Source organism: Caldisalinibacter kiritimatiensis (assembly GCF_000387765.1).
Taxonomy (GTDB): Bacteria; Bacillota; Clostridia; order Tissierellales; family Caldisalinibacteraceae; genus Caldisalinibacter; species Caldisalinibacter kiritimatiensis.
The window spans coordinates 1-19546 of the sequence record NZ_ARZA01000111.1; the positions used below are offsets into that span (position 1 = coordinate 1).

The 19546-nt window shown below is 28.7% G+C and carries 18 protein-coding genes and 1 other annotated feature; of the genes, 4 read left to right on the forward strand and 14 right to left on the reverse strand.

The genetic code is table 11. The annotated features are described in order from the left end of the window. Positions 1 to 122 precede the first annotated feature (122 nt). Positions 123 to 1433: an MFS transporter gene (locus L21TH_RS05480; RefSeq protein ID WP_006311236.1), complete on the forward strand. Its 1311-nt coding sequence runs from the start codon at positions 123 to 125 to the stop codon at positions 1431 to 1433. A 17-nt stretch (positions 1434 to 1450) separates the two neighbouring features. On the opposite strand, the gene L21TH_RS05485 is transcribed toward L21TH_RS05480, so the two are convergent. The 9 genes from L21TH_RS05485 to asnA form a co-directional block, all read right to left on the reverse strand. Continuing rightward, the gene (locus tag L21TH_RS05485) at positions 1451 to 1660 is read right to left on the reverse strand and encodes a hypothetical protein (protein WP_006311237.1); all 210 of its coding nucleotides are present in this window, start codon (positions 1658 to 1660) and stop codon (positions 1451 to 1453) included. Positions 1661 to 1782: 122 nt separating this feature from the next. Beyond that, positions 1783 to 2412 carry a regulatory protein RecX gene (locus L21TH_RS05490; protein WP_006311238.1) on the reverse strand — a complete coding sequence of 210 codons (630 nt, stop codon included), beginning with the start codon at positions 2410 to 2412 and terminating at the stop codon, positions 1783 to 1785. A gap of 141 nt (positions 2413 to 2553) precedes the next feature. Beyond that, positions 2554 to 3141, reverse strand: a complete 588-nt coding sequence (locus L21TH_RS13740; protein WP_006311239.1) for a methyltransferase family protein — start codon at positions 3139 to 3141, stop codon at positions 2554 to 2556. Between the two features lie 534 nt (positions 3142 to 3675). Next, complete coding sequence (locus tag L21TH_RS05500; RefSeq protein ID WP_006311247.1) at positions 3676 to 5493, reverse strand: GAF domain-containing protein; 1818 nt, start codon at positions 5491 to 5493, stop codon at positions 3676 to 3678. Between the two features lie 18 nt (positions 5494 to 5511). Beyond that, positions 5512 to 7092, reverse strand: a complete 1581-nt coding sequence (locus L21TH_RS05505; RefSeq protein ID WP_006311248.1) for a FapA family protein — start codon at positions 7090 to 7092, stop codon at positions 5512 to 5514. 245 nt (positions 7093 to 7337) lie between these two features. Next, positions 7338 to 7775, reverse strand: a complete 438-nt coding sequence (locus tag L21TH_RS05510) for a YaaR family protein (protein WP_006311249.1) — start codon at positions 7773 to 7775, stop codon at positions 7338 to 7340. A 29-nt stretch (positions 7776 to 7804) separates the two neighbouring features. Further along, a complete protein-coding gene (locus tag L21TH_RS05515; RefSeq protein WP_006311250.1) occupies positions 7805 to 8047 on the reverse strand; it encodes an EscU/YscU/HrcU family type III secretion system export apparatus switch protein in 243 nt (80 codons plus the stop codon). Continuing rightward, complete coding sequence (locus L21TH_RS05520) at positions 8044 to 10158, reverse strand: hypothetical protein (protein ID WP_006311251.1); 2115 nt, start codon at positions 10156 to 10158, stop codon at positions 8044 to 8046. Before L21TH_RS05520 ends, L21TH_RS05515 begins: the two co-directional genes overlap by 4 nt. Positions 10159 to 10278: 120 nt before the next feature. Further along, entirely contained in the window at positions 10279 to 11301 is a 1023-nt protein-coding gene (asnA, locus tag L21TH_RS05525) for an aspartate--ammonia ligase (protein ID WP_006311252.1), read from the reverse strand. 49 nt (positions 11302 to 11350) lie between these two features. Further along, positions 11351 to 11609: a binding site (T-box leader), on the reverse strand. A 350-nt stretch (positions 11610 to 11959) separates the two neighbouring features. On the opposite strand from asnA, the gene L21TH_RS05530 reads away from it, so the two are divergent. The 3 genes from L21TH_RS05530 (at position 11960) to L21TH_RS14010 (ending at position 14313) form a co-directional block, all read left to right on the forward strand. Next, positions 11960 to 12376, forward strand: a complete 417-nt coding sequence (locus L21TH_RS05530; RefSeq protein WP_006311260.1) for a hypothetical protein — start codon at positions 11960 to 11962, stop codon at positions 12374 to 12376. Between the two features lie 212 nt (positions 12377 to 12588). After that, a complete protein-coding gene (locus L21TH_RS05535) occupies positions 12589 to 13917 on the forward strand; it encodes an FAD-dependent oxidoreductase (RefSeq protein ID WP_006311262.1) in 1329 nt (442 codons plus the stop codon). Positions 13918 to 13959: 42 nt separating this feature from the next. Continuing rightward, the gene (locus tag L21TH_RS14010) at positions 13960 to 14313 is read left to right on the forward strand and encodes a DUF362 domain-containing protein (protein ID WP_006311265.1); all 354 of its coding nucleotides are present in this window, start codon (positions 13960 to 13962) and stop codon (positions 14311 to 14313) included. 56 nt (positions 14314 to 14369) lie between these two features. On the opposite strand, the gene L21TH_RS05545 is transcribed toward L21TH_RS14010, so the two are convergent. The 5 genes from L21TH_RS05545 to L21TH_RS05565 all read right to left on the reverse strand — a co-directional run bounded on the left by L21TH_RS05545 (position 14370) and on the right by L21TH_RS05565 (position 19507). Further along, positions 14370 to 15539 (reverse strand): TsoY family (seleno)protein, encoded by a 1170-nt coding sequence (locus tag L21TH_RS05545; protein WP_006311267.1) that lies wholly within the window; start codon positions 15537 to 15539, stop codon positions 14370 to 14372. Between the two features lie 338 nt (positions 15540 to 15877). After that, a complete protein-coding gene (locus L21TH_RS05550; RefSeq protein WP_006311269.1) occupies positions 15878 to 16306 on the reverse strand; it encodes a ferritin-like domain-containing protein in 429 nt (142 codons plus the stop codon). Positions 16307 to 16341: 35 nt separating this feature from the next. Then, positions 16342 to 16773 (reverse strand): hypothetical protein, encoded by a 432-nt coding sequence (locus L21TH_RS05555; protein WP_006311270.1) that lies wholly within the window; start codon positions 16771 to 16773, stop codon positions 16342 to 16344. Positions 16774 to 17005: 232 nt separating this feature from the next. Further along, positions 17006 to 18655, reverse strand: a complete 1650-nt coding sequence (hcp, locus tag L21TH_RS05560) for a hydroxylamine reductase (protein WP_006311271.1) — start codon at positions 18653 to 18655, stop codon at positions 17006 to 17008. Between the two features lie 165 nt (positions 18656 to 18820). Beyond that, a complete protein-coding gene (locus L21TH_RS05565; protein ID WP_006311273.1) occupies positions 18821 to 19507 on the reverse strand; it encodes a Crp/Fnr family transcriptional regulator in 687 nt (228 codons plus the stop codon). Between the last annotated feature and the right edge of the window lie 39 nt (positions 19508 to 19546).

The window sequence follows — 19546 nt, forward strand, 5'->3', positions numbered from 1 at the left end:
TATAAATATTGACTCTTCAGTACAAGTTGTGAAATAATTAACCGGGCGGTGTTACGGGCAGTAGTAGTTTGCAAACGTTTTTCATTGAATCAGTTTTTCATCAAATCAAAGGAGGTTTTAATATGGAAGCTATTAAAAGCTATTTAAATGACTTAAAAAAAGCTTCAAAAAACGCTAAGTTATTTATGTTAACTAACATTTTATATGGTATCTTGCTAGGAGCAACTTGGACAGGTCTAGGTATAGTGATTGAAAACTCATTTAGTCCAGCAGTACTAGGTACAGCCTTTGCTATGCATACTTTAGGTATGGCTGTTGCATCAGTTCCTGTAGGTACAGGTGCTAACAAATTTGGTTATAAACCTGTGTTAATGGCTGGTACTATTATTGGTTCATTGTGTCTTATTTTAAATGGATTTATAAATAATGTAATTATTCTTTATGTATTAAACTTTATTTTTGGTTTATCCCAAGGTGTTTACGAAGTGTTACCGGCTCCTTGTATAACTGCAAATACAGGTGAAAAAGAAAGGTCTTCAATAATGTCTGTTATGTACGGACTATATTGGTTAGCAGTTGTTATTATTACTAAGACATCAGGAAATCTAGTAGAATTCTTCCAAAGCAAATATGGAGTTAGTGAATTAGTTGCATACAAATACTATACTTTTGCTGCTGCCATTATAGGAGCATTAGGAATATTCAGTATTTTAGCAATGGATGAAGTTAAAGATAAGAATAAAGTTAATATAAATACTAAAAAATCTTCGTTTATAGAAGATTTCAAAATGGTCGCAAATAAGGAAGTTATTCTTTACTTAGTATACATGGGATTCATAGGACTAGGTGCTGGATTATTCTGTCCATTCTTTGCTAACTTCTTTAAAAATGGATTAAAATTAGATCCTACTACAGTAGGTAACATATTATCTGTTCAATATTTCGCAATGGTTATTGGTATGTTTATTTGTCCCTTACTTGTAAAGAAACTTGGTAGAGTTGTAACTCTAGGTGGTGCATCTTTAGCATCAGTTCCATTTATGTTAATTATAGTAAACTCAGACCAATTTGGTTCTGCTATGATACCAGCTTTAACAATTGCTTTCTTTATGAGATCAGGACTTATGAATCTGGCTATGCCAGTTATGTATAGTTTACCTCTAGATTTCGTAGATGAAAATCAAAGAGCTCCTTTGTCAGGAGTTATGGCACTATTTAGTTCTGGTACTCGTGCATTATCATCTTTCATAGCTGGTTATATCATGGCTATACCTGCTTTTAATATGGGTAAATTCTTATTCGATGGATATAGAATTCCATATTATGTAGCTGCAGTATTATATACAATAGCAACAATCATATTAATCAAAACTTATGTTAAGAAATACAATAAACCAGTTAGCAAAGACTATGAAGCTCAACAAGCTGCTTAATTTTAAACAGGCATGAGTTAATAAACACTCATGCCTGTTCTAGTATATATAGTATTTTCTCTAAACGATGTAGCTTTATCCTCAAAAAATACTGTAACCGTTACTAATATGATTATAAGTAGGCTTATGATTATAATCATAGTAGGAGCAAACCTTTTCCTATTTCCTAATTTTTCTTTTCTTTTAATTCTCTTTTTAGCATCTGCAAAATTTATTACTTTTCCCACAAAACCCCCTCCATAGTACTCCTTATATTTTAATTATATCAAAAAGTACGAAAATTCAAAACTTTTCCTTCGGTTAACCCCTATTACTTCTATAAAATCCCATTGTTTAATACTATTGTGAATTACTCCCCAATAACTTCTTTTATTGCTTTTTTTATAACATCATAGCTAAATCCTTTATAGGACAGATGATATGATAACTTTTGATATATTTTTCTTTTATCTGTATCTTTTATTTTTTTTATTTTTTTATGTGCTAAATATACTGCATTTTCATACTCTTCTTCTTCTTTTACTTCTTCTTCTATCACTTTATTTATAATTTTTTTATCTATTTTCTTTCTCTTCAAATCATATATAATCCTGTTTTTACCATATTTTTTTGACCTTTTTTTAGACTTAGTTAAATATTTAGCCATTTCTGTATCATTAAGCATTTTATATTCTTTTAGCTTTTCTATCACTTTGTCAACTATATGTTCTTCATAACCCCTATTAATAAGCTTATATCTTAACTGATTTTCACTCTGCATAGCTTTACTTAAAATTTGATACGCTTTTGCTTTGGCACTTATATATAGTTCTTCATTGATTATTTCTCTTAATTCTTCTTCTTCTACTATTGAACCTTCTTGCAGTCCTAATTTATAAACAACTTCCTTAAATGTTCCCATAAAGAACCCATTATTTATATATATGTTAACTCTATTAGTATTATTTTTCTGTTCTTCTATATTAGTTATAATTACCACTATTAACCCTCTTCTCTGTATTATTTCTTATATAATAACATAATTGAAATAAATCAAAAAGTAAAATAACCCACAATAATTTGCGGGTTACAGTAATTTCAAAACAATATAATCTCATATTGATATATTCATTTTCTATCGTTAAACCATAAATACTATTCCAAATACAATTATTATACTCGCAATACTAAAATATAATTTCATAATCTCGGTAAGGAATCTTGTTTTTACTCTTTTTTTATACTCTTCATATTCTTTACCATATACCCTTGCTAACAACGTTTTTTCTTCTACTATTCCATTTATGACTTGTACTATTACAATTAGCATAAATACACTGGCACCATATAATGACCTTAATGAAAAAAATAAACCTAACCACATTAACATAAGAGTTCCATACATTGGATGTCTTACTCTACCATAATGTCCTGTTGTCATTAACTTAGGTATTTCATTAGATTGATTATTATTTTCTGAATATGATTGTTCATATATTTCTAAAAGATTTAATATAGCTGTTATAAAAAACATCAATCCAAATGAATAGTGAATTATATCAAATATATTAATTCGATATGGAACTATATCTACATAGAGATTAACAGTTCTCCATAAAGTTAAATCAGGTAAAAAGTTTTGTAGATGTTTAATTCCCCAATAAAATAATGAAAAAAATATTAAACTACTAAACACGATTATTTTTTTATGTTTTTGACTTTCCCCCATTTATTGCCCCTCCTATTAATTTATTACAGTGTATTCATTGTTATAAGTGTTGACCTGCTTCTTAGATTATTATCATCTGAATTATATTTTAGCAAACCAACATTTTTTATGTTTAACTCATTGTTAATTATTTATTATATCTATGTAAGTTTATACATTTTTTAACACATAAAAAAGAACAGCATACTCTTTATATACACTGTTCCTTTAAAAGTCCTTTTACATTTAATCATAACATTATTTAATTTCCCCTATAATCAATGTCGTATTCTTTACATTTCGATTTTATGATACTAATTAAACTCTCTGTATTTTCTATATTTGTTAAAGGGTAGTTAGATACCAATGTAAACGTTTTATTAAATAAATTAATTGATTCACTATAATAAATTTTAACAACTATATTACATAATAAAGTCAACTTCGTCTCTTTATTAGGGAAGAACAAAATCAACTAAAGCAGATTTTTTAGTTAGTAGTTCGTTGTTAGTAGTTAATAGCTTTAATTCAATTCTTGAGGGGACTTTGTCAGAACTAGAATTGATAATTTAGAAACTCATCTATTGTATTTGGAGTTGGTATTTTCATAAGTTCTTCATTTTTTAAATCTTCGTAGGTAAATACAAACACGTAATTATCAACTATATAATGCTCTAGTCCTTTATATTCATGAAGTTCCACTTCTTCAAATGGATGTTTATTAACTTTTTTATAATATAAGTTGAAATCTAAAAGATATTCATTTCTTTCCTTTATTTTAGAACTCAAAACATCCAAAAACTTCTTTTTTGGGTCCTCAATATATAATTCTTGAATCTGTTCTCTGATATTCATCTGATATATAACCGGTGAAATATTCTTAGTTATTGTATCTAGTAATAATATCTCTTCTTCTTGAAGACTATCTTTCGTTTTTAACACAACTAAGTAACCTAAAGGATAGCTTTCGTAACTCAAGCTATAATTTTCTACTATTATAGGAGATATTACTGTACAATTTGTTTTTCCAAATCCTTTATATAGTTCTTCATTAAAATATTGTATACAACTAGATTCTGTAAAATCATAAATAGTCTCTCCTGAAAAAGTATCTTCCCAATGTTTGTTTATACTAAATTGATAGTTCCTTAATTCTACACCCTTACTGTCTTTAATTTTATATACTTTCTCATTATCCCTTAATGCTATAAAAGCTTTTTTTATACCAAATGATATGTTAAGTGCCTTTAATGTCAATTCAAACAACTCGTCTATACTAGTACAATGATTAATATTGTTAACTAATTTATTTAAGTTAACTAATGTTTTAAACTTCTTTTCGATAATTTTCTTTTGTTGCTTTATTTCTTCAAATAACATTGCATTTGATAATGCTATATAAGTAAAGGAAGCCAACGTCTCAATTAATTCAAAAATTGATTGTTTATAGGTTGAATTAGTAACCGGTTCACTCAATGTAACTAATCCCAATAACTTTTCTTTAACTAGTAAAATAATATATTTTGCGTCTAAATTTAATAACTCTTCCCAATTAATAAATAAAGATTTTATTATTTCAATATCTTCATTAATATCTAAAACTATCTTATTATCTGTATAACTATTTGAGTTAAACTTCAATTCTGTAAAATATTTAGAAAAGGTTGAAACATTTCTATATCCCTTAATCTGTATTGTATTAGTTGTATCATTATATATCCCAAATGATGTTACTTTGCTACTTGTTATCTCTCCAAATACATCAGTTGCAATAGTATATAAGTTTTCTAAGTTTAATTCTGATAGAAGCATTTTGGAACTCTGATTTATTGCAAACAAATTAAATATTTTTTCATCTAGTTCATTATTTTTAGTTTTTAATTCAGAAAAAATTTTACTGTTTTCTAAAGAGTTATTAAAAAGTCTCATAAGGGTCTTGGCAATTACATAATCAGACTCATCACATTCTCCTATTGCCTTCCCGTCTGAGACAATAAATCCATAGAGTTTATCATCAATTATTAAAGGTATTACTAAACGTATTCGGAATTTTCTTATAAACTCTGGACTAAAATATTGTTGTAGGTTTGTAGTAATTATAGTTCCATGTAAAGTAGCTATCAATTGAATTTTTGAGTCATTTTCAACGCTATAACTATCTATACTATAATTTCTTCTATTTTTTAGCACAAAGTTATCATCCTCTGAAATAAAAAGAGCAGAAGATTTAAGAGTTAATATCTCATTAGCAAATTCAAATGCGAAATTACTAAGTTGCTCTAAATCAAACCTTTGAGTAAAAAAGTCAATAGCTTGTAATAATGCCTCATATCTATATAATTTGCTAGTAATAGAGCTATCAATATTTGACATATACAAAATAGCCACCCCTTAATCAAAATGTATCGTATTATTTTCAATAAAGAACGTTCCATTAGTTATATTCTTAATTATCTTTTGAACATTTTTTATTTGAATAAAAGTCTTTGGATAAGCTTTCTTTAAAATTGATACTTCTCCTTCTCCTTTTGACTTCAAATATTCCATCAATATTTTTCTTCTTTCTTCGAGTTCCGATATCTTATTCAGTAATTTTTCATTAGAATCTAGATAGTATTTATATTCATCCATTTCTTTCACATCATCTGGATTTAATAATGAATTTTCATATATAGATAACGTACGATTATTCTTTTCCAGTTGTACTAGTAGCTCTTTATACTCTAATAAAATTTCATTCAATTCTTTGCTTATTGCTTCTCGATTAAAGCCAGTTACATTCAATACCGTTTTTTTCTCTGCTATATTACCTACAGTTGGAGTAACTAACTTAGCCTTAGCACTAAGTTGTCCACCAATAATTTTTCCTTTTTTAGAATTAACAATTATATGTTTAGCTGTAATTTTACTATCAATTGCATAAAAGCCTATATTCACATTATCTTTGCAAGATATAGTACAACTATTAGCATATTTTACATAAATATTTTTTCCTGCTTCAACTAATGTCTTATTTTTACCCGAAACCCCTCCCTTTATATAAACATCTCCATCTTTAGATACTATTTTATCTACTGCTCCAATGCCCATTGTACCAAGGATAGATATATCTTTTTCAGCAATTACACTAAAGCCATCATGCACTATACCCTTAACAGTTACATATCCGTTAAATGCTATATTACCTGTCTCATATCCTACGTCACCAGGAATTATAAGATGGTCTAGGACGCAAATTTTCCCATGTTTAAACTCCACTACCCCATCTTTATCCGCTATTAAAACTTGCTTATTTCCTTGCTTTATACACTTTACAGAATTCTTATCATATCTCAGTAGCTTGTCCTTGCCTTTTTTAGGTGGCAAAACTTCTCCTTTGACATTAGTTCCTGGAATTCCTGTTGTCAGTAAAATTTTCTCACCTAGCCAATCTCCTTTTTTAACCTGTTGTATTAAATTAATTTCATAATAATCAGCTGTTCCATCTTCTCTTATAGTTGGTTGAGGCTCTGGTATATCTATATATTTTACAACTGCATCTTCTCCATCTGTCGGAAGTGTACCTTCAGCAACAACTACTTCCTTTAATGGCCTTAATTCATTGTTTAAAACGTTAAATTTTAGTCCTTGAGTTACCCCTTTTTCTTTTAATGTTGTTAATACTTTATAAACTATATCCTTTTTATTACTTTCAAACTTTTCTTTTGTTATATTTAGTTTTACAGTAGCTCTCATATTATCTGAAGATATTTTCACTTCTACAATTGGTTTCAATACACCTATTTCAACCGGCTCAATAGTACCTTTTTCTAATGCCTGTCTTAGGTTTAAAAATTTCGTTATTGATATTCTAGGGTGTTTGTCTAGAATACTATTAAAATCTTGCATACGATATCCTATACGAATTATATCTATAAACACCTTGTTGTTTAGTGTTTTTAAAGTAAAATAGTCATTTCTAAATAATTCCATAAAACAATCCTCCTGCTAAGGAATAAACAGTACTCTCATGTAATAGTTATATTCTATATAATTAATGTTAAAAGAATATAATATAATAGTAAACAATGTGATAAGTCTTCATTTCAGCAAGTTGTTATATTCACATTTTCTTAATGTTTATCGGATTATTTTTTTAATTTCTTTATTAGTTTACTGAAATTTAAAACAAGCTTATTGCAAAAAACATGCAGTGTTACTGCATGTTTGTAAATAAATTAAGTATATATATCTATAAGTAATCCTTCTATTTCACCAACTAGCTTTAAAATGTTTAATCCCTTTTTTTCTTTACTAAGAACTTCGTCCGTAAGTTGTATTAGTTTTTCATCTACCTTTTTTACTATCTTGAGTATTTTTGTGCGTCCTCCCCGCCTAAATCCACCTTGCTTTTCAAGTCTTAAACTATATTCCATAGCTTCCTTTTTAAATTCTCTAATCATCTTTTTATATCTCAATAAGTTATCTACTGTACGTTTTTCTACTAAATCTTTACCTAAACTCCTTATATCTTCAATTAATTTATTAAGTTTTTCTAAAGTTTGCTTATCCCTTTTTTTAGTCAGAAGCTCTGTAAACATTATACTGTCAGTATCAATATTTTCCTTCCCTTTTATCTTTTCAACGTTTACATTCTGAACTTTATTTATCTTCAAACCTATCACACCCATCTAATCTTTAATACTTATAGATTCGTCTCTATGTCATCTAACATTAGTAAAATTTCAGCGATAACTGAATAAAGCTGTGGAGGAATATTCTCTCCTAAGTCCATTTCAATGAGATTAGAAATTAAGCTTGTATTATCTTGTAGAGGTATATTGCTCTTTTTTGCAAGTTCAATAATTTTATCTGCTATTTCCTCTTTATCTGTATCTACTATTTCAGTAATGTCACTATTATTCTGACTATAATCTGGATACATCATATTCTTAAATCAAATCCTTTCCCATCAAAATTAAACTTAACTTTTTCTGTTTGCACTTTATTTTCTTCTGGGAGTTCTTCTAAATTTTTCAGTGGTGCGAAATTACATCCTACAACCTTGTATCCTATACTCTCTAGACTATCCTTAAATCTGTCAATAAATGGCTGCATTTGATACCTTACATCTTTACTATCATTTTTTACTGTTATTGAAATATTTCCTTTATTTGCAGATAAGAGGATACCTGTTTCTCCTAATTTTTTAGTTTCTATTAAGAAATATAAAGTAGAATTTTCCCAATCAATTTTACCTCTTTCTTGCTTTGAATTAATAAATAGCTTTAAATTTTCAAGCTTTGATTCTATATTAACTGGTATATTAAAATACATATTTTGCTGAGATTGTTCTCCTTCATTTTTACTTAATAACTGCTGTCCTGTAAGATTGTCTAATATCCTCATAACTTTATTATCAACATCTATTTTACTATTTTCGTTGTTTTTCATAAGCTCTAGTAAAGTTGCTTTTATATTTTTTTGTATATCTTCCTTAGACAATTCTTCATATCCACTGGTCATACTTCGTGCTACTTCACTATCATAATTTAATCCTAATCTTCTAAACATCTCATATATATTTTTTGCAGATGGTTCATGATGTGGTAAAGGATTAGCTATATCATTGAAATATGACATTAATCTATTCTCTAAACCTCTACCATTATTATAAATTCCTTCTTTCACTACTAAGTGTACTACTTTTTTATCAGAAGGTTTCCAGTTAAGCTTTGATAAACTCGTCTTTACTTCTCCTAACAACTTAATAGCTTCACTTCGATTTCCTTTTGCAAGTAGTTTCTTAGCTTTTGTTAATTTACTGCTTGCTACGAGCAAATCTCTTTCTGTTCTCATATCAGTAAACATAGTGACCTTACTTTTTAAAATAGCTCTATCTAAAGTATCAATTGTATTTTCAATGGTCATTATAGTATTTTGTTGGTTTATAGTCTTATTATTCTTTGTAGAATAAACTATAGTATCAATATTTCTTATTATTTCCCTTTTTAATTCTTTAAATTTGTTATCAGCAAGCTTCATTTCCTTTGTTACCTTTGTAATTACAAAGTCTTTTGTAGCTGAGTCTATATTAGCTAAAGCTTGCTGTAATTGGTCATTTTGTACAATATCTAAATGCTCTTCATTTTCATTAATATTATCGTATTGACCTTCCTTTGCCTCTATATCTGTACTCTCTATTGTTGTCATATTTTTATCTTCAACATCTATTTCATTTATTAATTTTAATATTTTATCATATGCTAGCTGTTTAAAGTCATTATTGTTTAGTTTAGAAGCCTCTTCTAATACCTCTTTTAAATTTATATAAATCTTACCATTATTTAATTTCATTAATAAGTTTTTTATTTCACTTTTTATTTTTTCAAAATCCTCATTAGATTGTACCATGATTTTTATGTTATTGAGCGTTTCCTGTAAACACTTACTTAAATTTTTACTCTGTATTCCTTTTAAAGAATATATTTCCTCCGGAACAATATTATTTACTAAATCCACTAATACATCATTAAATTTTTCTCCATGTAACGCCTCATGTACAACCTTTAAATTCTCAGAAGTTATTTTTATACCTTTTCTTATTAATGACTTTATAGTATCCAATTTATCTTTGTATTCGCCTTTACCTTTTTCTAAAAAACCTTTTATATCTTTTATAGTCTCTTTTGTTATGGAAACATCGTTATCTAGTAACATTTTAACGACATCATTAATTTCTTTAGAAGGTTTAATTCCAAGTTCCTTTAATACATTAGTTACATGTAAATTGTTGGTTTGTGATGTAATATTTTTATTTACCTCTTCTACAGCAAGCATATCATTATCAATGTTTACTATTTTTACAAAAGCATTTTCCTTATTAGGTACATTACCTGTAAATACAGCTTTAACTTGCTGCCCTTTTATATTGATAATAGCCTCTTTCCCCGAAAGTCTTTGACATACATTAACTTGAAAAATTTGACCTTTTTGTAAACCAAATAAGTTATTTTCAGAATTTATATTATTTCTAATTATATTATAATTAACTTTCATTACAGCCTTCGCCCCTTAAATGTAAAAAATCTATTGTCCTTCATTATAATATTCGACTTTTTTTGCTTTATTCTTTAGTAATTTTCATTTAAAGGACGTCAGATGATAATTTACTACTTTTTATAATAGTTTTATATTTGCCTTTCCACACACTTCTATCATTTCTTTAGACCAAACAGATGCTTGGACTTCTCCTATGTGAGCTTTTTGCAGAAGGTACATACACATTCTCGATTGTCCTATTCCTCCACCTACTGTATAAGGTAACTCTCTTTTTAGTATTGCTTGATGAAATGGAAGATTCTTTCTTTCTTCACATTTTGCTAACTTAAGTTGCTTTTCTAGTGTATCTTCATCAACCCTTATTCCCATAGAAGATATTTCAAAAGCTGTTTCTAATACTGGATACCATAAAATAATATCCCCATTTAAAGTCCAATCATCATAATCTGGTGACCTACCGTCATGTTTTATTCCAGACTTCAATTTACCACCTATTTGCATTATAAAAACTGCTCCTTTTTCTTTAGCAATAGTATCTTCTCTTTGCTTTGGAGTTAAGCTTGGATATCTATCTTCTAATTCCTGTGTAGTAACAAAATGTATATTGTCTGGAAGTTGTTTTTCAAGTACTGGATACATGTTACAAATTTCCTCTTCTGTTTCCTTTAGAGTACTATAAATTATTCTTACTATTTTCTTTAATGTGTCCACATTTCTTTCTTCCTTACTAATAATCTTTTCCCAATCCCATTGGTCAACGTATATAGAGTGGAGATTATCTAACTCTTCATCTCTACGTATTGCGTTCATATCAGTATATAACCCCTTACCTTTTTTAAAACCATACTTAGCTAACGCCATTCTTTTCCATTTAGCTAAAGAATGAACTATCTCTACATTTTTACCTTCAATGTCTAAAACATCAAATGATACAGGTCTTTCTACACCATTTAGATTGTCATTTAATCCAGTCTCAGGTCTAACAAACAATGGAGCTGATACCCTAGTTAAATCAAGTTTCTTTGCTAATGTTCTTTCAAAGTGGTCTTTAATTTGTTTTATTCCAATCTCAGTTTCTAATAAATCTAGTTTAGGCTTATAGCCTTTTGGTATTCTTAATCTTTTTTCTAAACATTTCATTTAAAATTCCTCCTTTTAATTCTCTAAAAATAAAAAGCCCTTCATCCCATCATGGGACGAAAGGCTTTACTTCCGCGGTACCACCCAATTTAGTTATAAATAACTCAACTCTATCAGTACGGAGTAACATACACTCGATACTGTCCAACTTTTAACGGATTGGTTCCGTCTAATCCTACTCTTTCTAATTGAAATTTCAGTTAGAAGCTCCGAGATGTTCTTCAATATAAGACCTTGTACTGGTCTCTCACCATCACCAGCTCGCTTTGACTTAGTCTAATATCTACTCTTCTCTTCACAGCTTTTATGTATATTAAATTCTTGTAACAATTATATAGTGTTTTTAGTTATTTTGTCAATAGTATTTACTTTATTGTGTGATTTTATTTATGTTAATACACAGTTTAAAAATATACTGAATAACTATATATTAAGTAAATTAATATTGGAGTTGATTAATATGCCAACAAATGGATGTCCCCCTCGTACAGTAGTATATACCTCCACTCAAATCACCTTTTTAATACAATATTTTTTATATTTTTTTCTATTTTTACTTCATTTATTCGAGACTTAGATTTTTGAGTAACCTATTCACACATTGAAAATCAGTACGTATAATACTATTGCCAAATAGTATAAAGGGAGGCAATAGAAAATGGCTGATAATTTTGAGTATATGTTCAATAGACTTCTATATGATGAAGCTGTTATAGAAGAGTTAGATAAGTATTCAAAGGAATATCAAGACAAAACAGATAGAGAAATCCTAGCCGAAATAGAAAAAGTACAAGCTGAAGTTCCAAATGAAGTTAAATTACAACATATTAAGAACCTAGAGTTATTATCTAAAATGGAAGGGTTTAAAGAAGAAAATCCTATGGCTGATATGGAGTTCCTTAAACAGCTAATAAGAGTAGATGAAAATGCATCTGAATCAAGGACATTATCAAGAAGACAATACGTCAGTGGTTCAAGCTTATTGTTATGGTTTTTATTATTAACTGTACTATACAAAAGACCTTTCAATAGAAGGCCTTTTAGAAAACCGTTTAGAAGATTTCCTTTTTATTAAATAAAAATGTTAAACTTCCCTAAGTTTGTAATAGCTTAGGGTTTATTTTTTGTACTAATATATATACCTATATAAGGTAAATGTTTTAAATATATGTTATCATTTTGTTATCAATTAACTTATCCAGCTTGACAATATACCATTACGGGGTATACTATAGTAGTGTAATATATTAAAAAAATTTCGACATTATATAAAAGGAGATGTATTGTATGAAAACTTGTGAAATTCTAGTTATCGGTGGTGGACCTGCTGCAATTACTATAGCTAAAAATATTAAAGATAGCAAAGATGTAACTATAATCAGACCTGAAGACCATTCTATGATTTATTGTGCTATGCCTTATGCAGTAGAAGGTCTATTACCTGTAGAAAAAACACTTAAATCAGATGACATAGTAACTGATGCAGGAGCAAATCTAGTACGTGATTATGTAGAATCTGTAGATTTTGACTCCAAAACAGTAAAAACTAGAAAAGGTGACTCCTATAAATATGAAAAATTAATCATTGCAACAGGAGCCGAACCAATTTTACCACCAATTGAAGGTACTAATTTAAAAAATGTAATGACATTCAAAAGCGAAAATGACTTAAAATATGTTATGAATCTAGTTGACCAAGGACTAAAAGAAGCTGTAGTTGTTGGTGCTGGTGCTATAGGTATAGAGTTAGCTCAAGCTCTTAATAAATGTAATGTTAAAACTCATTTAGTAGACATGTTCCCTACTATTTTACCTAATATGATGGATGCAGACGTGATGGACGATGTTCAAAAACAATTAGCTGATACTGGAATTGTATTAAATTTAGGAAATAAGGTTCTTTCTTTAAATGGAACAGAATATGTAGAAGAAGTAGTTTTAGAGAAGGGCGACCCTATTAAATTTGATTCAAAACCATTAATTGTATTTGCTGTTGGTATGAGACCTTCAGTTGATATATTTAGAGATACTGAGTTAGAAATTAGCAAAACGGGTATTGTTGTAAATGAAAAAATGGAAACAAATATCCCAGATGTTTATGCTGTAGGAGATTGTGTTGAATATACAAATGCTATCACAGGTAAAGTTGGACTAGGTAAACTAGCAACTAATGCTGTACCAATGGCTAGATTATTGGCTAAAAACCTATTAGGTGCAGATAGAAAATATGAAGGATTCTATAATGGAGCTGCGACAAAAGTTGTAGACTATTTTGTAGGAAGTTCAGGATTAACAGAAAGAGTTGCAAAGGAAAATGGCTATGACATTGTAGTTGGAAAAGCAAAATTCACTACTGCTTTCCCTGTAATGCCATTTGCTAAAGAAGTAGAAGTAAAATTAATTGCTGATAGAAATACTAAAAAAATAATTGGTGGACAAGTAGTAAGTGGTGAACCTGTAACTGATAAGGTTGACCAAATTACAATGGCTATCCAATTTGGAATAACAGTCGATAAATTAACTCAATTTAGTTATTCTTCACAGCCTTATCAATCATTCTTCCCAGCTAATAACCTACTTGCTCATGCTGCAGAGCAGATTGTAAGTCAGCTTTAATTACTTTGAATAAAATCTAAAAACGATAGCGAGGGAAAACAAATGTATGGTAGAGGTATGGGTAGAGGTAACGGTAGAAATAGAAGAAATCAAGGCTTAGGAATTCAAGGTACTTGTTACTGTTCAAATTGCGGATATGAAACAAGTCATCAAAGAGGAATTCCATGCTATGAAATGAAATGCCCTAGCTGTGGAAATCCATTGACAAGAAAGGAGTTAAACACTACTATGAAACCAACAATAAATCAAAACACTTGCATAGGTTGTGGTAAATGTCAAAATGTTTGCCCTGTTGACGCTATAACTATAGAAAATGGTAAGGCAAATATAGACATTGCGGCTTGTGCTGGCTGTAGAAGATGTGTAAATGTATGTCCAGTAAATGCCATAGATTAGTATCTATAATATGATAAAAACCCACTAAAAGCTAATTAGCTTTTAGTGGGTTTTTATTACACAAACAACTTTCTATTAATTTTGTTTAATGCCGAAATTGTTTTAATTTGTACTAATACTAAAGGTATTAACATCACAAAATACCATAAAGAATATTTAGCAACAATATGTGTTTTTACTATTCCCCAGTGTATAAAAAACATTCCTAAAACAAAAGTAGCAACTCCTGGACAGATAAGTGCTAAGCTTCCTACACTTTTTTTATCACCATAAACATACTCTTTTAGATATCTATTTTTCTTCATTACTGTATATCCAGCTAAACCCATAATTATTTGTAATGAAACTAACAATGTAAAAATTACAAAAACCAATATATGTGGTGGCTTAGAATGTAACATATTATGAGATATACCGGAGATTATCCTAAGTATAGTAATTCCTAATAGAGTTGCAATAGGTATAACTATCCATAAACTTGGAGAATCTTCTTTTCTTATTCCATATTTAAATATAGATTTTAGTCCTAATACAAGATTATTTATTAATAATACTCCTGATAGAGTAGTAAAAAATATAGCTCCTATTATACCTATAGACGAAGTAATTAAATTATGACTCATTGCTCCTGGTGCAGCCATTCCTACTCCTATCATTTGAAAAGCAAAGCTTGGTAATAACTGACTCAAGCTGTTGTTATTATCAGAGTCAAAATTACCATTATGTATTAACCTTGATAGGTATGCATAGAATATTTTTAGTCCATACACTCCTATAGATATAAAAGCTATTAATGAAAAAGGAAATAAATACTCTACATAGTTCCAAAGGCCTGGAATAAAAACTGCTCCTATTACGAATGTAACATTTACTGTCATACCTAAAGTTAGTGGTATAACCATAAGATTAACTTCCTTACTTGATTTTTTAATTTCGTTGAAGTCTTGGGTGCTTTTAAACTTGCTATATTCCTTTAAATTCCATACAAGTAATTTATAATGTCTATATGCAAAATACACAATGCCAGCTAAATCTACTATAAGTAATATCTTAATAGTAAAACTTGATGCAATTAAAGCACTATATACATGATTAAATGTTGGTATAGGGGTATTTGAATGATTTATCATAAACATTAAATACATAAACAAAGAAACTGATAATCCTCCATTACCTAATGCAGATAAAAAATACGAAAGGTTATACTTTTCTGAATATTCACTCACCAATAATCCCTCCTGTTTATAATAGTTTGTTTTCAAGTTTCAAAATACTAATACCAACATTACATATACCCTGTACAGGTATATATTATATTGTATTTCTAACCTTTGTCAACAAATGAAATTCCCCCTTCTAATCCAATATATTTCTTCTGTGTCAAACTTTTTTAATTATTCTCTATTTTTTGTAGGCATATGACCATTTTGATTAGTTTATAAAATTAATTTTATTTAAACATAAGGTTCTCAACATTTTATTTTTTGTAATATATTAAAAAGCGAGCAAAAGCTCGCTTCGCTATGTAACCCTAGTTCCCCTAAAGAATAAACCCTTGACCATTTTATTTTGCGTATCTATTTAATAATCCTTCTAACATTCTTGCATGTCTAGCTTCATCTTTAGCTGATTCATTGAAATAGTCTCTTGCAGATTCTATACCTAATTCTTCTGCTTTAATGGCAGCTTCTTTTTTCGCTTTATTAGCATTAATTTCTCCTTCTAGCATTGTTTTAATATTTTCAAAAACATCATCAGATATCATACCATTTAACTGTGCAAATCTAGAAGCATGCTCTATTTCTTCTATAGCTATTGTCGTCAAAACTTGTGCTATTTCAGGATATCCTTGCCTTTCAGCTAGTCGAGCAATAGCAAAATACAATCCCGCCTCAGTAGTTTCACCTTTAAAGTTTTGTTTCACAATATTCTTTAATTGAGAGTCCTTAGTTTCCCCTATTTTTTGTTCCACAACTAATTCTAAATTTTCCATTTCAATTTCCTCCCTATATAATATGTAATATATATTTATCTAACTTCATCAAAATATTGTTTTATTTTCATAGCAACTTCTGGGTTTTCTTTACTAATAGCTGCTAAATACATTAATACACTACCCTCATACTCATGACTTTCTCCTAATATAATTATCTCTAGTGCACTTCTTATTATATTAATAATACAATCTTCATCATGGTAAGTTTTACAGTTTCTACATTGTTTAAGTATATTTCCGATAGATTTTAACACGACATCTTCATCATAAGTTTTAACGTCAAATAATGGTAAATATTCTAATCCTCCATCTATGAATTCTTCGTTATTTTTTAATGCATACATTAGTTGATTTTTAGCATATCCTATAAGACAGTTATTCCCCTGACAACTTTGACAGTAAACATCATCTAAACAGCATTTTGATAAATCATTTATTAATGCATCATAATTAATATTATTCATATAGCCACCCCTTTATCTCATGGAATATTGTATTATATTGTTGCCATTTTAATTTTGTAATCATTACAATTAAATTATAAAGTTTAATAATTCATTTGTCAAGATAAAAAAATGAGCAAAGCTGCTTTTTAGCTATTAGCTGTTGGCTTAAATTAATATACTTTATTAGACAATAAAATAAGGTATGAATAATCCTTATATTAAATTAAAGAATTATTCATACCCTTTAATATTATCCTAAAAATTTTTCTAAATCTTCATCAACAGTTCCTATTCCTGTTATTCCAAAGTTTTCTACCAATACTTTAGCTACATTTGGTGATAAAAATGCTGGTAATGTTGGTCCTAAGTGAATATTTTTCACTCCTAAATAAAGTAATGCTAAAAGTACTATTACAGCTTTTTGCTCATACCAAGCAATATTATAAACTATAGGAAGTTCATTTATATCATTTAATTGAAATACTTCTTTTAGCTTTAAAGCTATTACAGCTAGCGAATAGGAATCATTACATTGTCCTGCATCTAAAACTCTTGGAATTCCATTAATATCACCTAAATTTAGTTTGTTATAACGATATTTAGCACATCCTGCTGTTAATATGACTGTATCTTTTGGTAATTTTTTAGCAAATTCAGTATAATAGCTTCTTGATTTCATTCTTCCATCACAACCAGCCATAACAAAGAATTTCTTAATAGCTCCTGATTTAACAGCTTCTACTATCTTATCTGCTAATGCAAGTACTTGGGCATGTGCAAAACCTCCTACAATTTTACCCTTTTCAATTTCTTTAGGTGCTGGTAATTTTTTAGCATGCTCTATAATTTGACTAAAATCTTTTGGTTTGTCATCTTTTCTTTCTTCTATGTGTTTGAATCCTGGATATCCAGTTGCACCTGTAGTATACACTCTATCTGCATAACTTTCTTTTGGTGGTATAATACAGTTTGTAGTAAATAATATTGGGCCATTAAAAGATTCAAACTCTTCATTTTGTTTCCACCAAGCATTTCCATAATTACCTACAAAATGTGGATACTTTTTGAAAAATGGATAATAGTGAGCAGGTAACATTTCACCATGTGTATAAACATCTACACCAGTATCCTTTGTTTGCTCAAGAAGCTCTTCTAAATCTTTTAAATCGTGTCCTGATATTAAGATTGCTGGATTATTTCTAGTACCTATATTTACTTCAGTTATCTCTGGATTACCATAAGCACCTGTATTGGCTGCATCTAATAGTGCCATAGTTTCTACCCCAAACTTACCTGTCTCCATTGTAAGTGCTATTAAATCTTCTACACTTAAAGTATCATTTAAAGTAGTAGCTAATGCCTTTACCATAAAATCATAAATATCATCATTTTCTTTTCCCAAAGCAAGTGCATGTTCAGCATAAGCAGCCATACCTTTTAGTCCATAAGTTATTAGCTCTCTTAGAGAACGTACATCTTCATTTTCGGTAGCCAATATTCCTACTTCATTAGATTCAGCCTTTGCATAAATTTCTGAATCAGTTTCTATAGTAAAAGTAGATGCATCATCTAATTTTCCTAGTTCTATTCCTGCACCAATCAATTGCTCCTTTATTTCTTCCCTAAGTGATAATGCTTCTTTTATTTTTTTTATAAAGTCAGACTCATTAAAATTTGTATTAGTAATAGTCATAAATAGCCCATTCAACATAAAATGATTAGCTTTAGGAAATCTTATACCTTTCTCTAATCCTTTTTGTTGAAGAATTGCTATACCCTTCAAGGTATAAATCATTAAATCTTGTAAATTAGCAACTTTCTCTGTTTTTCCACATACCCCTCTTATTAAACAACCTTTTCCTTTAGCAGCTTCTTGACATTGATAACAAAACATACTCATCTAAAATCCTCCTTCTTAAATAGAATCTCAATTAATTATCCTTTGTTAATACAATAACTTATTATTGATATAAATTCGGTATCCTACGTTACCGTTTTGAATAAATAAAAAAAGATTATATAAGCGCATTAAAATCACTTATATAATCTCTTAGGCATTTGTCCTTCATAGGCAATTCTTTAAACTTTCTATATTCAATATTTTAAAAGAATTTCTATAAAAATCTATAATACCTTCTTCTTTCATTTTAGCTAATTCCCTTGAAAGTGAAGGTCTAGATACTAATAAATACTCAGCTAATTCATTTCTTTTTAAAGGTACATTAAAAGCAAGACTATTTTTAATACTATATTGTTTTAATAGATAAATACTAATCTTCTGTCTAATACTTTTTAAAGAGAGAATCTCAACTTTTTCGTTTAAATTGATTGCTTTCTGAGCAATTATCTGTAACATGTTCTGTATCAACCTTCTGTGACCATCACAAGTCTTATTGCACACTCCTACAATTTTTTGTGGAGGTAAAAATAAAATAGTACAATCTGTATTTGCCACTGTCGTTGCTAACCATTCTTTATTATTAAAAGCTGCTACCTCTCCAAATAATTCACCTTTTTTTAACACCGACAACATAACTCTATCTCCTGCTAATGTTTCCTTGCCTACGTTTACCTCTCCCTCTAAAACTATTCCTATTCCAGCTAAATGCTCTTTTTCAATAGTTATTATATCCTTTTTTCTATATTTTTTTATACTAGGCTTCAAACAACCTAATATCCTTTTAAGCTCTTCTTTTTCAATATCTTTAAATAAATCAACTTCAGTTAAACGATTTAGCCACTTTTCATACATAAAGTTCCACACCATTCCTTAATTAAAATTAGATTTAAA

What these genes read in the sequence shown, in the direction of transcription:
- L21TH_RS05480 (WP_006311236.1), top strand. Translation starts at nt 123, where the DNA reads ATGGAAGCTATTAAAAGCTATTTAAATGACTTAAAAAAAGCTTCAAAA.
- L21TH_RS13740 (WP_006311239.1), bottom strand. Translation starts at nt 3,141, where the DNA reads ATGGGGGAAAGTCAAAAACATAAAAAAATAATCGTGTTTAGTAGTTTA.
- L21TH_RS05500 (WP_006311247.1), bottom strand. Translation starts at nt 5,493, where the DNA reads ATGTCAAATATTGATAGCTCTATTACTAGCAAATTATATAGATATGAG.
- L21TH_RS05505 (WP_006311248.1), bottom strand. Translation starts at nt 7,092, where the DNA reads ATGGAATTATTTAGAAATGACTATTTTACTTTAAAAACACTAAACAAC.
- L21TH_RS05515 (WP_006311250.1), bottom strand. Translation starts at nt 8,047, where the DNA reads ATGATGTATCCAGATTATAGTCAGAATAATAGTGACATTACTGAAATA.
- L21TH_RS05520 (WP_006311251.1), bottom strand. Translation starts at nt 10,158, where the DNA reads ATGAAAGTTAATTATAATATAATTAGAAATAATATAAATTCTGAAAAT.
- asnA (WP_006311252.1), bottom strand. Translation starts at nt 11,301, where the DNA reads ATGAAATGTTTAGAAAAAAGATTAAGAATACCAAAAGGCTATAAGCCT.
- L21TH_RS05530 (WP_006311260.1), top strand. Translation starts at nt 11,960, where the DNA reads ATGGCTGATAATTTTGAGTATATGTTCAATAGACTTCTATATGATGAA.
- L21TH_RS05535 (WP_006311262.1), top strand. Translation starts at nt 12,589, where the DNA reads ATGAAAACTTGTGAAATTCTAGTTATCGGTGGTGGACCTGCTGCAATT.
- L21TH_RS14010 (WP_006311265.1), top strand. Translation starts at nt 13,960, where the DNA reads ATGTATGGTAGAGGTATGGGTAGAGGTAACGGTAGAAATAGAAGAAAT.
- L21TH_RS05550 (WP_006311269.1), bottom strand. Translation starts at nt 16,306, where the DNA reads ATGGAAAATTTAGAATTAGTTGTGGAACAAAAAATAGGGGAAACTAAG.
- L21TH_RS05555 (WP_006311270.1), bottom strand. Translation starts at nt 16,773, where the DNA reads ATGAATAATATTAATTATGATGCATTAATAAATGATTTATCAAAATGC.
- hcp (WP_006311271.1), bottom strand. Translation starts at nt 18,655, where the DNA reads ATGAGTATGTTTTGTTATCAATGTCAAGAAGCTGCTAAAGGAAAAGGT.
- L21TH_RS05565 (WP_006311273.1), bottom strand. Translation starts at nt 19,507, where the DNA reads ATGTATGAAAAGTGGCTAAATCGTTTAACTGAAGTTGATTTATTTAAA.